This window comes from Streptomyces sp. NPDC093591, assembly GCF_044764885.1.
GTDB lineage: Bacteria > Actinomycetota > Actinomycetes > Streptomycetales > Streptomycetaceae > Streptomyces.
In genome coordinates, this window is sequence record NZ_JBIWIY010000022.1 from 139,652 (window position 1) to 154,513 (window position 14,862).

10 protein-coding genes and 1 pseudogene are annotated in these 14,862 nt (G+C 71.3%); 7 read left to right on the forward strand and 4 right to left on the reverse strand.

What is annotated here, in order from left to right:
• Positions 1–180 precede the first annotated feature (180 nt).
• From ACIREI_RS38605 to ACIREI_RS38635, 7 genes and pseudogenes are all read left to right on the forward strand, one after another.
• Positions 181–3,246: a type 2 lanthipeptide synthetase LanM family protein gene (locus ACIREI_RS38605; RefSeq protein ID WP_403343441.1), complete on the forward strand. Its 3,066-nt coding sequence runs from the start codon at positions 181–183 to the stop codon at positions 3,244–3,246.
• 38 nt (positions 3,247–3,284) lie between these two features.
• A complete protein-coding gene (locus ACIREI_RS38610; protein ID WP_403343572.1) occupies positions 3,285–5,498 on the forward strand; it encodes a peptidase domain-containing ABC transporter in 2,214 nt (737 codons plus the stop codon).
• Positions 5,495–8,317: a type 2 lanthipeptide synthetase LanM gene (lanM, locus tag ACIREI_RS38615; RefSeq protein WP_403343444.1), complete on the forward strand. Its 2,823-nt coding sequence runs from the start codon at positions 5,495–5,497 to the stop codon at positions 8,315–8,317. The genes ACIREI_RS38610 and lanM overlap by 4 nt, the downstream gene beginning before the upstream one ends.
• A 5-nt stretch (positions 8,318–8,322) precedes the next feature.
• A complete protein-coding gene (locus ACIREI_RS38620) occupies positions 8,323–9,297 on the forward strand; it encodes an LLM class flavin-dependent oxidoreductase (protein ID WP_403343446.1) in 975 nt (324 codons plus the stop codon).
• Positions 9,294–10,676, forward strand: a pseudogene (gene cysS, locus ACIREI_RS38625) (cysteine--tRNA ligase); the annotation flags it as partial. The gene ACIREI_RS38620 and the pseudogene cysS, both read left to right, overlap by 4 nt.
• A gap of 71 nt (positions 10,677–10,747) precedes the next feature.
• Entirely contained in the window at positions 10,748–11,692 is a 945-nt protein-coding gene (locus ACIREI_RS38630) for an ATP-binding cassette domain-containing protein (RefSeq protein ID WP_403343449.1), read from the forward strand.
• Between the two features lies 1 nt (position 11,693).
• Complete coding sequence (locus tag ACIREI_RS38635; protein ID WP_403343452.1) at positions 11,694–12,524, forward strand: ABC transporter permease subunit; 831 nt, start codon at positions 11,694–11,696, stop codon at positions 12,522–12,524.
• Here ACIREI_RS38635 and ACIREI_RS38640 read toward each other — a convergent pair.
• The 4 genes from ACIREI_RS38640 to ACIREI_RS38655 all read right to left on the reverse strand — a co-directional run bounded on the left by ACIREI_RS38640 (position 12,460) and on the right by ACIREI_RS38655 (position 14,713).
• Positions 12,460–13,071 carry a multidrug transporter gene (locus ACIREI_RS38640; RefSeq protein WP_403343454.1) on the reverse strand — a complete coding sequence of 204 codons (612 nt, stop codon included), beginning with the start codon at positions 13,069–13,071 and terminating at the stop codon, positions 12,460–12,462. The two genes, ACIREI_RS38635 and ACIREI_RS38640, sit on opposite strands and share 65 nt — an antisense overlap.
• A 7-nt stretch (positions 13,072–13,078) precedes the next feature.
• Positions 13,079–13,960, reverse strand: coding sequence for a BTAD domain-containing putative transcriptional regulator (locus tag ACIREI_RS38645; protein ID WP_403343457.1), 882 nt, complete (start codon positions 13,958–13,960; stop codon positions 13,079–13,081).
• Positions 13,961–14,104: 144 nt separating this feature from the next.
• On the reverse strand, positions 14,105–14,347 hold the full coding sequence (locus ACIREI_RS38650; RefSeq protein ID WP_403343459.1) for a hypothetical protein: 243 nt from the start codon (positions 14,345–14,347) through the stop codon (positions 14,105–14,107).
• A 102-nt stretch (positions 14,348–14,449) separates the two neighbouring features.
• A complete protein-coding gene (locus tag ACIREI_RS38655; protein WP_403343462.1) occupies positions 14,450–14,713 on the reverse strand; it encodes a hypothetical protein in 264 nt (87 codons plus the stop codon).
• Positions 14,714–14,862: the final 149 nt, after the last annotated feature.

Consider the following 14,862-nt stretch of genomic DNA (forward strand, 5'->3'; position numbering starts at 1 on the left):
CGCCGTTCCGGCCGCTGACGCCGGCCGGCCCGTGAAGATCCAGTGGGCCGGCGGCATCGATTGATTGGGACGGAATGGGGGGCGGGTCAGGTTCCCCCATTCCGTCCAGTCCGACCGCTCTCTCGGCTGCGGCCAGTCTCTTTGGCGTCGAGGGCATCGCGCGACATTGGAGCAACAGACGTGATATCTCCAGCCCTGTACTATCCGGAGTTCGACAGCGTCGAAATCGAAGAGACCATCTCTCCGCTTGCCGAGTTCGACCGGGAAATTCTCTCCGCCGTACACAAAGGTGGTCCCCACAAGGCCGCTTCGGCCGGCGAGGCCCGGGCGGCCGCCGCGGAATGGGCCGACCGCAGCGAGGACTATCCGTTCCAGCGTGTCGTCAGGACGATGGCCGCCGCCCTGGCGGAGCGCGAACCGATCTCCTCCTTCCTCGACTCCCCCGCCGTCTGGGACCTCTTCGACGATCCGCGTGCCGCGCTGCACCAGATTCTCGGGCGGGCCGAGTCCCGGCTGCGGGAGACCTGCACCAGGGCCCTGGTCGCGGCCGTCAACCACGCGCGCGAGAAGGGGCTGCTGGCGGGCACCGACCCGGCCGAGCGCTACGCGTGCTTCGTCGAGCGGGCGACGCGCACCTCCATCGCCGAGGCCGGCGGCCTCGACTTCCCCGTCCTGCGCGGCGTCATTCCCACGATCCTGCACAACGAGGCCGACAGCATGATGGAGATGTGCCGTCGCCTCGGCACCGACCGGAGGGCGATCGCCGCCGCGTTCGGCATCGCCGAGACCGACCGGATCGTCTCCCTGGGGCTCTCCGAGGGAGACACGCACCACCACGGGCGCAGCGTGTCCGTGGTGCGCTTCGCTTCCGGCAAGCACCTGGTCTACAAGCCGCGCGACGTGTCCTGCGAGGCGGCGTACGAGACGCTGGCCGGGGAGCTGAACCGCCGCCTCGGCACCTGCCTCGCCGCCGCGGCCGTACTGAAGCGCGACGGGTACGGATACGTCGAGTTCATCGACACCGAGGACGTCTCCGACCTGTCCGGGGACTTCATGGAGGCCAGTGGCGAACTGGCCGCCGTGCTGTACCTGCTCAACGCCCGGGACATGCACTTCGAGAACATCGTCCCCACCCGGCGCGGCCCCGTCCCGATCGACCTCGAGACCATCCTGCACCCGGCCCGCATCCACCGGGGACCGACCCCCGAGGCGCCGGGCAACGCCTTCGAGACGATCGGGCAGTCGGTCTACGGCATCGGGATCCTGCCGCTGGTCATGGTCGGCAAGAAGGCCACCGCAGGCCATGTCGACCTCGGGTTTCTCGGCGACCAGGGGCAGGGCAACTCCCCGTTCAGGGCCGTGCAGTTCGAGGAGCCGTTCACCGACCGGGTCCGCCTGGTGCTGCGGGAGCAGGAGGCGCAGCCGCGCCGTACCGTCGTCAGCACCCTCGCCGAGGACGAGGTCCACGCCCTCGGCGAGCGGATGACGGCCGGCTTCACCCGGGTCTTCCGTGCGCTCCTCGCGGACCGGGAGACCTTCGCCGGCCTGCTGCGCGAGACGGTCACCGATGTGCGGGTGCGGTATGTGCACAACCCGACCGTCCTGTACGCGCAGACGATGCGGATGACGTCGGGTGCCCGCGCGCTGGCCGATCACGACGTGTACGCGGCACTGCTGAAGCGCGTCGCGATCCCCAGCAAGACCTCGGACCGCCAGATCGTCCGCTCCGAGATGCGACAGCTCGCCGAGCGTGACATCCCCTACTTCACCGTGGCGAGCACCGGCGTCGTCCTGCAGGACGGCGACGGCGCCGAGGTGGCCTCCTTCCCGGAGTCACCGCTGGAGCGGGCCCTGGCCAAGGTGCGGGCGATGACCGAGTTCGATCTGCAGGAGCAACTGCGGCTGATCCACTCGGCGTTCGCCTGCCGCTTCCCCGACAACCATCTGGCCGCCGCCCTCCCCGCCGCCCCCGACACCGAAGGGACCCGCACGGCGCCGGGCGCGGGATCCGACCCGTGCGCCGACGGCACGGCCGCCGCACTCGCGGCCCGCCTGTGCGACCGGCTCATCGCCTCGTGCCTGCCGGACAGGTACGCGCATCTGCCCCGCACCTGGATCGGACCGCTCGCCTCCGCCCAGGTCGGCCGGCCCTGGCCGCCGGCCGTGCTCGGCTACGACCTGTACACCGGCCGCGTCGGACCGGCCCTCGCCCTGGCCGCAGCGGGCCGTGTCCTGGGCCGGGACGACTACCGGGAGCTGGCCACGCAGATCTTCTCGACCACGGCGGACATCCTGGCCCGTGAACGGTACGAGAAACGGAGCATCCAGCAGGCGGGGTTCGCCGGGTACACGGGCATGGCCGGAATCCTGTTCGCGCTGACCGCGGCCGGCCGGCTGCTGGACCGCGACGACTGGGTGAGCGCCGCACAGGGGGCCGTGCCGCTCGTGCTCGGCCAGCTGCGGGCGCTTCCGCGGGCCGAACTGCCGCTGGACGTCATATCGGGTGTGGCGGGCGTGCTGTCCTGCGTCGCGGAGATCGGCGGCGAGCACGGTGGGCAGGCCGTGGCGGAACTGACGTCGCTGCTCACCGCCGGGCTGCCCCTCGACGGCCGGGAGCCGTCCGGCCCGGCCCGTGCCGCGCTGGAGCAGTCCGGTTACGCCCACGGCATCGCCGGGCTGCTGCATGTGCTGTGCCGTGCGCACTCGCTGCTGCCGGCCGACGGGCGTCCCGTCGTCGAGTCCGCCGCCGCGTATCTGGCGGGCCGGCTGGACGGCTTCTTCGACCGGGCCGAGAACAACTGGTTCTCCAACGTGGCCACGCCGACGTCGTTCTCGACCGGCTGGTGCCACGGCGCGACAGGGATCTCGCTCGCGCTGGACGCGTACGCCGAGCTGTCCGGCGACCCGGACGCGGCCCGCAAGCGGGACGTGGCCGTCGGCAACCTGCTGCGGCACGGCTTCGGCCGGAACCTGACCTGGTGCCACGGCGATCTCGGCAACCACGACGCGCTCACCGCCCTGGCCGCGCGGACGCAGGACCCCGCCCTGTCCGAGGCGCGCTCGGCGGTCGAGGACAGGTGGCTGCGGCCGGAGGTCTTCGAGCGCAAGCTCGCCGACAACCGCAGCCGCTACGCCCACACCAGCAGCCTGATGGTCGGCTGGGCCGGTGTCGTCATGCACCTCGTCCACCGCCTCGACCCCACTGTGCGGGTCTCCCCCGTCACGCTCACCGTGGAGGGCCGGTAACCATGCGAGTCACCAGCCGGCGCGGACACGCGCGCCGCATGCCGACGCTCACTCAGATGTCGCAGACCGAGTGCGGGCTGTGCTGCTGCGTCGCCCTGCTGCGGTACTACGGGCGGGACGAGGACGTCTCCAGTGCCCGCGCCGACATGGAGGCCGGCCGCGACGGGTTGAGTGCCGGACAGCTGGCACGGTTCCTGCGCTCGCGCGGCATGGACGCCAAGCTGTATCGCTCCAAGGGCGTCGAGGCGCTGGAGCACTTCACCGCGCCGGTCATCCTCTACTGGGAGGACTACCACTTCGTCGTACTGGAGCGGTTCGACGGCCGCCACGCGGTCGTGATGGACCCGGCCGTGGGGCGGCGCCGACTGACCCGCGCGGAGCTGGAAGCCGGTTACAGCGGTGTCGTACTGACCGCGGAAGTGGGACCGGACTTCGAACGCAGCCGCCGCAGTCCGCTCGCCGACTGGCGGGCGATGCCGCTGTTCGCGCAGGGCTCCCGCAAACGCATCGCGCTGGTGGCGCTGCTCTCCCTCGGCGGCTACGCGGCGGTGCTGGGCATCCCCATGCTCACCGAGTGGGCGGTGGACCGGTACGCGCGCTGGCAGGGCCTGACCGACCTCCTACTGGTCCTGCTGATCATCGGGGGCGTGGCGGCCGGGTACTTCCTGCTGCAGCTCGTCCGGGTGGCCGTGCTGTCATCGGTGGTCGCCCTGCTGGGCCGGCACCTGATGACGCACACGTTCACCAGGCTGCTCTCGCTGCCGTACAAGTTCTTCACCACGCGCCAGCCCGGCGAGCTGCTCTTCCGGCTCAACAGCGTGAACGCGATCCGGGACCTGCTGTCCTCACGCGTGGCGCAGGGCGTGCTGGACGTCGGCACCCTGCTGTGTGTGACCGGGTACCTGTTCGTCGTCGAGTGGCGGCTGGCCCTGATCGCGCTGGCGCTGTTCGGTCTGAACGCGGCCTACCTCGTCAAGACACGCGTCCGTGTGCTGGAGACCGTCGACGCGGAGCTGAGCCAGCTCAGCAGGAGCCAGTCCACCCAGCTGGACGCCATCGTGTCGATCCCGACGATCAAGATGGGCGGCTACGCTGACGAGTTCGTCGAGAGCTGGAGCAAGGTGTACGGCTCCTCGCTGGAGGCGATGAAGGCCCGGATGCGGCTCCAGCAGGGCCGGATCGCGGGGGTCGCCACCGCCACGCAGATGTTCGGCCCGGTCGTGCTGCTGCTGTGCAGCCTGTACTTCGTCGGCCGCGGGCAGATCTCCCTGGGCGGTGCCATCGCCGTTCAGGCGGTGGCGGGCACGTACTTCGCGCTGTCGACCTCGGTCTTCCAGACGTACACCGAGTTCAGCGAGGCGTCGCGTTACATGGCGCGGCTGAACGACATCACGAGGACGCCGCCGGAGCCGGCCGGCGGGCCGCTGAAGGAGCTCCCCGCCACGTCGATCAGCCTGCACGGCGTCAGCTTCCAGTACACCAGGCACAGCGACTTCGTCGTGCGGGACGTGTCGATGGACATCCCGGCCGGCGCGCGGGTCGCGCTCGTCGGCGCCTCCGGCTCGGGCAAGAGCACGCTCGGACGGGTCATCTGCGGACTGTACGAACCGACTGTGGGCACGGTGCGGTTCGGCGGCCGTGACGCGTCCGAGTACGACCGCGACGCGCTGCGGCGGACCATCGGCTACATCCCCCAGGAAGTGCATCTGCACAACCGCACCATCCTGGAGAACCTGACGATGGGTCAGGACATCCCGGAGGAGACGGTACGCGAGTACTGCGCGAGCGTCGGCATCCTCGACTTCCTGAACGACCTGCCGATGGGGCTCAAGACCCTGGTGTCCGAGTTGGGGGCGAACTTCTCCGGCGGACAGCGCCAGCGGCTCGCGATCGTCCGCGCGCTGCTCCAGCGGCCCTCGATCCTCGTCCTCGACGAGGCGACCGCCTCCCTGGACACCGTCAACGAACGCCGGGTCGCCGACCTCATCGAGGACATCGGCGCGACCCAGATCATCATCGCCCACCGCCTGGCGACGATCCGGTCGGCGGACCACATCTACGTCTTCGACGACGGCCGGATCGTCGAACACGGAAGCCACACCGAGCTGTTGAACGGAGGGTCTGTGTACGCGGACCTGTACGCGGAGAAGCCGGAGCCGGGCCACGGGGCCGACCGGGAGACCGGAGCGGAGAGCGGACCGCGCGACGACGCCCTGGCCGTCGCCTCCCTGGCGGGAGGGGAGCGGGCATGACCCAGCCGCATGTGGCGATCCCCGCCTTCCTGCCCTTCTACCGCCATCTCTCCCCGCGCCGCGGCGTGGAGTCCGCGCTGCGCGACCTGATCGCCCCGCTGACGGGTCCGGAGCACCTCGACACGGTGCTCGACCAGGTCTGGGAGGGACTGATCGGCACGGTGGAGTCCCAGGCGTTCCGCGCGCTGATCGGTGAGTTCCACGCGTTCCGCGAGGAGCGCGGGCTGCCGATGAGCGCCGACAGCGACGAGGCGCTCGGACGCTTCGGCCGGCACCTGGAGGACCCCGCCGTATGCCGACGTGTCCTCGACACCTACCCGGTGCTGCGCGAGCGTCTGGACACGATGCTCGCCAACTCCCTCGACGCGTACGAGGAGTTGTTCACCGCGTTCGGCACCGACCGCGCGGCGCTCACCGCCGCGGGCCTGCTGCCGGACCCGACGGCAGGTCCGCTCCCGCGCCTGACCGGGCTGTTCCTCACCGGGTCCGACCTGCACAACGGCAACCGCCAAGTGGTCGGGGTCAGCCTGTCCGACGGCACGCGGCTGGTCTACAAGCCGCGCGCCCTGGTCGCCGACGCCTTCGTGCGCGATCTGTACGCCGCCGCCGAGCCGCACCTGAAGCACTCGCTGCGCGACTGCCTGCCCACGTCCGTGACCGTCGGCTCCCATGGCTGGCAGCAGTTCGTGCGCCCCGAGCCCATGTCGGGCGCGGACCAGGCGGCCCGGTACTTCTACCGGTTCGGCGCCCTGTGCACGATCTTCGGCGCGATCGGCGCCTCGGACCTGCACGACGAGAACCTGCTGGCCTGCGGCGAGCACCCGTGCGTCATCGACACCGAGACCATGGTCCGGCCCGACGCCGGCGTCGACAACGACTCGCTGCCGCACGTCCTGCTGAATCAGATGAAGCTGTCGGCCGCCTCGACCATGCTCGTGCCGATGGTGAACCCGACCTCACCCATCGACGTCCTGATGGCGGGCGTCGGCATCGCCGACGAGCAGCCGTCGAGCATGACCCGCTCGGTGATCCGGGACAACGGCACCGACCGGATATCCGTCGGCCGCGAGCCGTTCACCTACCGCCACGGCGGCAACGTGCCCCGGATCGGCGACACGGCCCTGTCGGCGACGGACCACTTCCCCGACATCCTGGCGGGCAGCACCGACGCCCTCGCCTTCGTCCGCTCGGACACGATCAGCAAGGTTCTCGACAGCTACCCGGACATGCCGGTGCGCTTCCTGGTGCGCTCGACCATGGTCTACGGCAGGTTCATCGACGCCTCGACCCACCCGAAGTACCTGGGCCGGCCCGAGGACGAGGAGCGGCTGTTCGGCCTGCTGGGCAGGTTCCCGGACTACCTGTCCACGCGGGGCGCCGCGTTCGTGGCCGACGAGGAGCGCGCGTCACTGCGCACCGGGAACGTCCCGTACTTCATCTCCCGCGGCGACTCCACCGAGCTGGCCACCCTCACCGCCCGCTTCCCGGACGTCTATCGGACCTCGCCGCTGGACAACGCGCGGCGCGGGGTCACCCTCAACGCCCGCCGCTCCGACGCCTACCACCACTTCCTGCTGGAGGAGTGCTTCGCCGAACTGCACGACGAGGCCTCCCCCGCCGGGCTCTCCGCGACCGGCGTGTTCGCACCGGCCCTGCGTGACGCGCCCGGTCCGGGCACCTGGTGGCGCGGCATCGCCCGCGGCATCGCAGACGTCGGCGTGTCCCACGACACCCCCGACGGCCCGGAGCTCGGCTGGGTGTGCGGCATCGGACCCGACCGGGGCACCACCACCCTCACCCCCGGCCACTACGTCTCCTTCCACGACTCCGGCGGCATCGTCACGTTCCTGCGGGCCGCCGCCCGCCTCGACGACGGCCTGCACGAGGTCGCCCGCGCGGCCGACCGGGGCCTGAGCACGCTGCTCGCCGCATACGGCGAGGGCCTGATGCAGACCCCCGAGTCGGTGTTCACCGGCGCCTCCTCGCTGCTGCTCGCACGGTCGGACCGGACGGACGCCGACTGGTCGGCCCAGACTCTGGACCGGATCGCCGAACGGGCCGCAGCGGGCACCCTCGACACCGACCTGGGCAACGGCCCCGCCGGCCCGCTCATGGTGCTGCTGTCGCGCATGGAGCGAGGCGAACTCTCGGCGGACGGCGACGGCGACAAGTACCTCACCCGGCTGCGCGACCACACCCTCGACCACCTGGCGACCCCCCGCACCGCCGCCTGGTACGACGTCGCCCACGGCGAGCTCGGCCTGCGCTGGGCCGCCTCCCGCATCGGCCGCGTGCTGGGCGACACCCGCCTCGCGGCCCAGTCCGCCGAATGGCTCACCCGGCGCATCGGCGAGGCCGAACAGCCCACCTTGCCCGGCTGGTGCAAGGGCGCCGCGGGGCTGCTGCTGTCCGCGGCGGAGATCCTGACCACGGCCGGGCGCGCCGACCTGCTGTCCGGGGCCCGCCTGACGGCCCTGGTGGACGAGGCGACCCGGCTCCCCGAGGGACGCGCCGTCGACCTGTCCGTCTGCCACGGCAGCAGCGGCGTCGTCCAGTCCCTGATCGCCACCGCCCGCATCCTGGACGACCCGTCGCTGGTGGACCGGGCGCGCGCCTACCAGGAGCGGGTCCTGCGGCACGCGCGCCGGTACGGCTTCTGCACCGGTGTCGCGGGACGCAGCTCCCTGCTCGGCTACATGCTCGGCTGGGCCGGTGTGGGCCACACGGACCTGCTGCTGCACCACGCCACGACGGCCGGTGCCGGTGCCGGGTGGGGCGTGCCGGTGGCGTTCACCAGCGACCCGCGCGGAAAGGACTGATCCCGGTGCGGCACTCCATACTCCTGCCCATCGGCGCCTCCCGGCCCGAGCAGGTGATCCCCTTCGCGAACCTGGTGAAGTGGGCCGGGGCCGCGCGGCTGTGGCAGGGGCAGGGCATGCTCCTCGACAGCCACCAGGTGGCCGGCTGGCTCGCGGGCGCCGGCATCCGGGTGCCCTGCGGCTTCGGCGTCTCCCTGATGCCGTACCGCTCCCCGTACCAGGCGGCCATCGAGGCCAGGTCCGTGGCGCTGGCCACCGGACAGGACGTCGTCGCGGGCTTCGGCCCCGGCTCGCTCGCCGCGCAGGCGGGCGCCCTCGGAAAGCCGTACGCGAGCCAGCTCGGCGCGTGCCGCGAGTACATCGGCATCGTGCGCGCCCTGCTCGACGGGCAGATCGCGGACGTCCCCGGCGACCACTTCCGGGTACGGGCGAAGCTGGTCGACTATCACCGCCCGCCGGTGTCGATCGGCCTCGGTGTGCTCCGGGAGAAGATGGCCGAGCTCGCCGGTGAGGTGGCGGACGTGGCGATCACCTGGATGGCGCCGGCCGCGTACCTCGACGAGGTGCTGCTGCCCGCCCTGCACGGGGCCAAGGAGCGCACCCTGCCCGAGCCGGTGAAGGTCACAGCCGTCGTCCCCGTGGCCCTCGCCGCTCCCGGCCGCAAGGTGTCCGACCTGGTGAACGCCGCCTGCGGCGCGCACATCCAGTTCCCGCACTACCAGGCGGCACTGCGGCGCGCGGGCATCGCGGTGACCGGCGACGGCGATCCCACCGACGCGGTGAAACTCGTGGACGGCGGTGCCTTCCTCTACGGAACGCCCCAGGAGATCCACGAACGACTCGCCCAGTACCGCGCGCTCGGCGTCGACGAGGTCGTCCTCAACGCCTCCGGGGTCGGCAACACCCTCGGCCCGCGCGCCGCGGCCCAGGACCTGCTGGCCATCCTCGACGCGGCGCCGGAAGGGGGCCCACGGTCATGACTGTTCGTCTGTACGACACCAGCGCCCGGCAGATCCGTGACTTCACCCCGCTCACGCCGGGCTGTGTCTCGATCTACCTCTGTGGCGCCACCGTGCAGGCCGCGCCGCACATCGGGCACATCCGCTCTGGTCTCAATTTCGACATCATGCGCCGCTGGTTCGCGTACCGCGGCTATGAGGTGACGTTCATCCGGAACGTCACGGACATCGACGACAAGATCATCTGGAAGGCGGAGCAGCAGAACCGCCCCTGGTGGTCCATCGGCTACGAGAACGAGCGCGCCTTCACCGACGGCTACACCGCCCTCGGCTGCCTGCCGCCGACCTACGAGCCGCGCGCCACCGGCCACATCACCGAGATGGTCGAGATGATGCGCGGTCTCATCGAGCGTGGACACGCCTACGAGGCGGACGGCAGCGTCTACTTCGACGTCCGCTCCTGGCCCTCCTACCTGGAGCTGTCCCGGCAGGACCTCGACGAGATGCGGCAGCCCGCCGAGGAGGGCATCACCGGCAAGCGGGACCCGCGTGACTTCGCGATGTGGAAGGCCGCCAAGCCCGGCGAGCCCGACTGGGAGACGCCGTGGGGACGCGGGCGCCCCGGCTGGCACCTGGAGTGCTCGGCCATGGCGCACAAGTACCTGGGCTCCGCCTTCGACATCCACGGCGGCGGACTCGACCTGATCTTCCCGCACCACGAGAACGAGATCGCCCAGGCCAAGGCCTACGGTGACGAGTTCGCCCGGTACTGGGTGCACAACGCCTGGGTCACCATGAGCGGCGAGAAGATGTCGAAGTCGCTCGGCAACAGCGTGCTCGTGTCCGAGATGGTCAAGCGGTGGCGCCCCATCGTCCTGCGCTACTACCTGGGCACTCCGCATTACCGCTCCACGATCGAGTACAGCGAGGAAGCCCTGCGCGAGGCCGAGTCGGCGTTCGCGCGCATCGAGGGCTTCGTCCAGCGCGTGGTGGAGAAGGCCGGCGTCGTCGAGCCGTCCCCCGAGGTGCCGCCCGCGTTCGCCGAGGCGATGGACGACGACCTGGGCGTCCCGCAGGCGCTGGCGATCGTGCACACCACGGTCCGGCAGGGCAACAGTGCCCTGGCCGCCGACGACAAGGAAGCGGCCGTGGCGCGCCTGGCCGAGGTGCGGGCCATGCTCGGCGTCCTCGGCCTGGACCCGCTCGACGCGCACTGGGCCGGCGAGATGGACCGCGGCGACGATCTGCACGGCGTCGTCGACACCCTGGTCCGCATGGTCCTCGACCAGCGCGAGGCGGCCCGCTCCCGCAAGGACTGGGCCACCGCGGACGCCATCCGTGACCAGCTCAACCAGTCCGGCCTCGTCATCGAGGACAGCCCGCAGCACGGGCCGCGCTGGAGACGTGCCGTGGACCCCCCACACACAGTCCCGGCCACCGCACAACACCCCACGAGGAGAACGCACGAGCCGTGATCGATGTACAGAACCTCACCAAGCACCACGGCAGGACAGCGGCCGTGAACGACCTGACCTTCCGCGTCGAACCGGGCCGGGTGACCGGCTTCCTCGGACCGAACGGGGCGGGAAAGAGCACGACGATGCGCGCCGTGATCGGCCTGGACCGGCCGACGTCCGGCCGTGTGCTCATCGACGGCCGGCCCTACGACGCCTGGCCCCGCCCCCTGACCAAGGTCGGAGCGCTGCTGGACGCCCAGGCCGTGCACGGCGGACGGTCGGCATACGGGCACCTGCTCGGCCTGGCCCGGAGCAATGACATCCCGGAGCGGCGGGTCGGCGAGGTGCTCGAGACCGTCGGACTCACCGAGGTCGCCCGCCGACGGGCCGGAGGCTTCTCGCTGGGCATGGCTCAGCGGCTCGGCGTGGCGGCGGCCCTGCTGGGCGACCCCGACGTGCTGCTGCTCGACGAGCCGGTCAACGGCCTCGACCCCGAAGGGGTCCTGTGGATCCGCGCGTTGATGAAGCGACTGGCGGGTGAGGGCCGCACGGTCTTCGTCTCCAGCCATCTGATGAGCGAGATGGCCCTGACCGCGGACCACCTCATCGTGATCGGGCAGGGACGGCTGCTGGCCGACACCTCCGTCGACGACTTCATCGGCCGGTACGCCCGCTCGTACGTGCTGATCCGTACGCCGGAGCCGGAGCGGATGCGCGATGTTCTCGCCGCCGACGGCGTCAGCGTCCTCGACGGCCCCGACGGCGTCCTGGAAGCCACCGGCGCGACACCGGAGCGAGTGGGCGACCTGGCGGCCCAGAACCGGCTGACCGTGTACGAGATCGGCGCCCGGTCGGCGTCCCTGGAGGAGGCCTTCATGCAACTGACAGCGGGCTCGGTGGAGTTCCGGGCCGACCACCCCGCAACGGATGTGCGGGGCGCACGGCAGGAGGTGCGGTGACATGGCGGACGCGGTGATGGCGCAGGCGGGCCCTGAGGTCCGTACCCAGACCCGGCCGCGAGCGGGACAGCTCCGGGCGGCGATGGCCTTCGAGTGGGTCAAGCTGCGCACCCTGCGCTCGACGTGGTGGAGCCTGGCCCTCTTCGCGGCCCTGACCGTGACGGTCGCTCTCCTCACCGGCTACGCCCTGCGCGGCAGTTACGCGGACATGGACGCGCGGCGCAGGGCGGAGTTCGACGCCCTGGCCTACGGGTTCAGTGGGCTTCAGCTCGGGATGATGGCGCTGGTGGTCTTCGGTGTGCTGGCCGTGAGCGGCGAGTTCACCTCCGGGACGATCCGCGGCTCCTTCGCGGCGGTTCCCCGGCGCGGGGTCTTCTACGCGGCGAAGCTGCTCACCGGCGCGCTGACGGCCGGTGCGGTGTCCGTGCCGGTGGTGGCCGCCGGTTTCGCCGCCACGCAGGCCCTGCTGGGCGGTCCGGGACGGGTGGCGCTCACCGACGACGGCGTGCTGCGTGCGCTGATCGGCGCGGTGCTCTACACCACACTGCTGAGCGTCTTCGCCATGGGCCTCGCGACGGTGCTGCGCAGCCCGGCGGTCACCCTCAGCATCCTGCTGCCGCTGTTCTCCATGCTGTCGACGATCCTCAGCAACCTGCCCGGCGTGCGGACCGCGGCGCAGTTCCTGCCCGACGTGGCGGGCGGGCTCGTCCTGCTGCGGGAGCCGCCGGACACCACCGTCCTCAACGCGTGGACCGGCATGGCCGTCCTCATGGCGTGGACCGCCGCGTCCGTGGCGGCGGGGTACCTCGCACTCCGGCGGCGCGACGCCTGAGCTGTGCCGCGCGGGCCAGGTCACGGGCCAGGTGCGCGCGGCGCAGACCGTGCTCGCGGCGGTAGCGCCGGTCCTCCCGGGTGTCGTACATCAGCTGGGTGTGGAAGTAGTTCACATGCTCCAGCACGGCGAAGAGCGCGAAGAGCACACCGGGCACGCTGCCCGGTGTGCCGCTCGCGTACCAGGCCGTGAGCAGCACTCCGGCAGCCAGCAACGGCACGTTGATCCAGCGGGCGGCGGCGAAGGCCCGCGCGCCCGGCAACACTGCGCTGCCCGTGGCGAGTTGGCGCAGCTTGGCCATCCAGTAGGCGGCGCCCTCCACGAGGAGGACGGCGCACAGCGCGAACCCCAGGGCGTTGCCGGCCGTCACCGGCACACCGATGACGGCGAACCAGATGGCCGCCTGGAGCGGGATGTTGACCAGTTCCATCAGGGCGAGGCCGGTGAGCCGTAGCCGGATCCCGGAGCGGGAGCGGCGCTCCCGGCTGTTCGTGTCGTTCACCATGTCCAGGCGCTTCGTGTTCTTCTCGTTCTTCGAGTTCTTCAAGGGACTGTCACGGGTACGCCGCCACCGGGCGGGGCTCGGCGAGAAGCGCGGAGTCGGAGACGAGGCGACGGGCCTTCTCCCGGTCCCAGCTCAGGGCTGCGGCACGCAGCGCCTCGATGCCCGGCGGCAGGTCGAGCCCGAGATCGTCCGCGAACAGTACCCGGCACCGGTCGATGACGTTCAGGGCGCCGACGGCATCCCCGTGCACACAGTGCACCGCGGTCAGCAGCTCCCACAGGCGCTGACGGTACGGAGCCTCGGCGAGGGTGGCCTCGATCCGGTAGGCGAGCATGTCCGTCCGGTCGGTGAGGATGCACGCGGTGAAGAGGTCCTGGCAGGCGTCGTAGCGCGCGTTGTCCAGGCCGGCGATGTGGGCGTCGAACCACCGGGTGCGCGGCGGGTCCTGCCCCAGCGAGCCGCGCCACAGGGACAGGGCGTCCTCCAGCACGTCCACGGCGACCTCGGCCTCGCCGCGTCTGAGCAGGGCACGCCCGTGCCGTGCGGCCAGGGTGAACCGGGACACGTCGACCTCGTCGGGGGACACCTGGAGGGCGTAGCCGCTCTGGCATCCGCGATAGGTGGTGAGTCGGCTGCTCAGGCCGGAGTCGGCCGACTCCAGGTCGCGGCGCAGTCCGGTGAGATGGCTGCGGATGTTCGCCGTGGCCGAGGCGGGCGGTTCGTCCCACAGCAGATCGGTCAGTTCATCGGTCCCCACCGGTCGGCCGCCCCGCAGCAGAAGGGCGGTGAGCACGGCGCGCCGGACGGGTGAGCGGATCTCGAGATGCCTGTCGGTGCGTCTGTCCTCGTGCCCGTCCCCAGGGACCGGCTTTTTCGACCGTATCTGAACGTTCGCCCGGATCTGAACCGGACCGAGCACTCTGAAGAGCATGTCCGTGTCTCCCCCGTGTCCCTCGTCGTCTGCAACGTTTCAAGCGTCTGCTGCAGCGTCTCTCGCGCCGTCGTACGTACGTCCCGTCATACCGCGTCATACCGCGTCATACCGCGCCTTCTCGCCGGTGCCGTGGTCATGGCCTCAGCCGCTGTCGGACCTGATCCAGCCCCTGAACGCCGGATGCCCCAGCACGTCGGCGATCCTCGCTGTGGCGTCCTGCGGGGTGACGTCGCCCGGCAGCAGCAGCGACAGCGCCGCAGTGCCCTCGGAGCAGTGGATGCCGGATACCTCCCAGGTCGCGGGGAGCAGGGAGACGAGCCGTACGGCTGCGGCCTCCGGGGCCGCTCCGGCCGCTGAGGCGTCGGCGGTCGCGCGAATCGTCACGCGATGGCGAAATGACATGGAATTCCTCGAAGAGGTCGGGGCGGGACGGCGCATCGGTGGGACCGCGGCGGACCACGGTCCCACCGGCCCGCTGGCCTCTCGTCATCCCCAGTCGTGGAAATCGCCATCGGGGGCCACCGCTTCGGTCACCCCGCGGACGGCCGTGCCCACGTCTGTGAGAAGACGGTCCGGGACGTTGCCGTCCGCGAAGGCGGCGGGCCAGGTGTGATGCGCCTCCGCATGTGCCGTGCTCGTGCCGGTCCCGGCGCAGACTCCGGCGAGGGTGAGGAGTACGGCGCCGACCAGAGAGCCGGCGCCGCCCCGGACGCACCTGGCAGTTCTGGATGTGCGGGCCGGACGGATCATGAGTTTCCCCCTGTGTTTCGCGATGCCTTGTGAGCTTGCGGAGTCCACTTTGCTGCCGCCGGGGCACGAGATCGAGCGCAGGTGCGTACATGTTCCTGCATCCGCGGGTACCACTTGTGGCTCAAAGGCATGCGTACGGGCCGGACGGC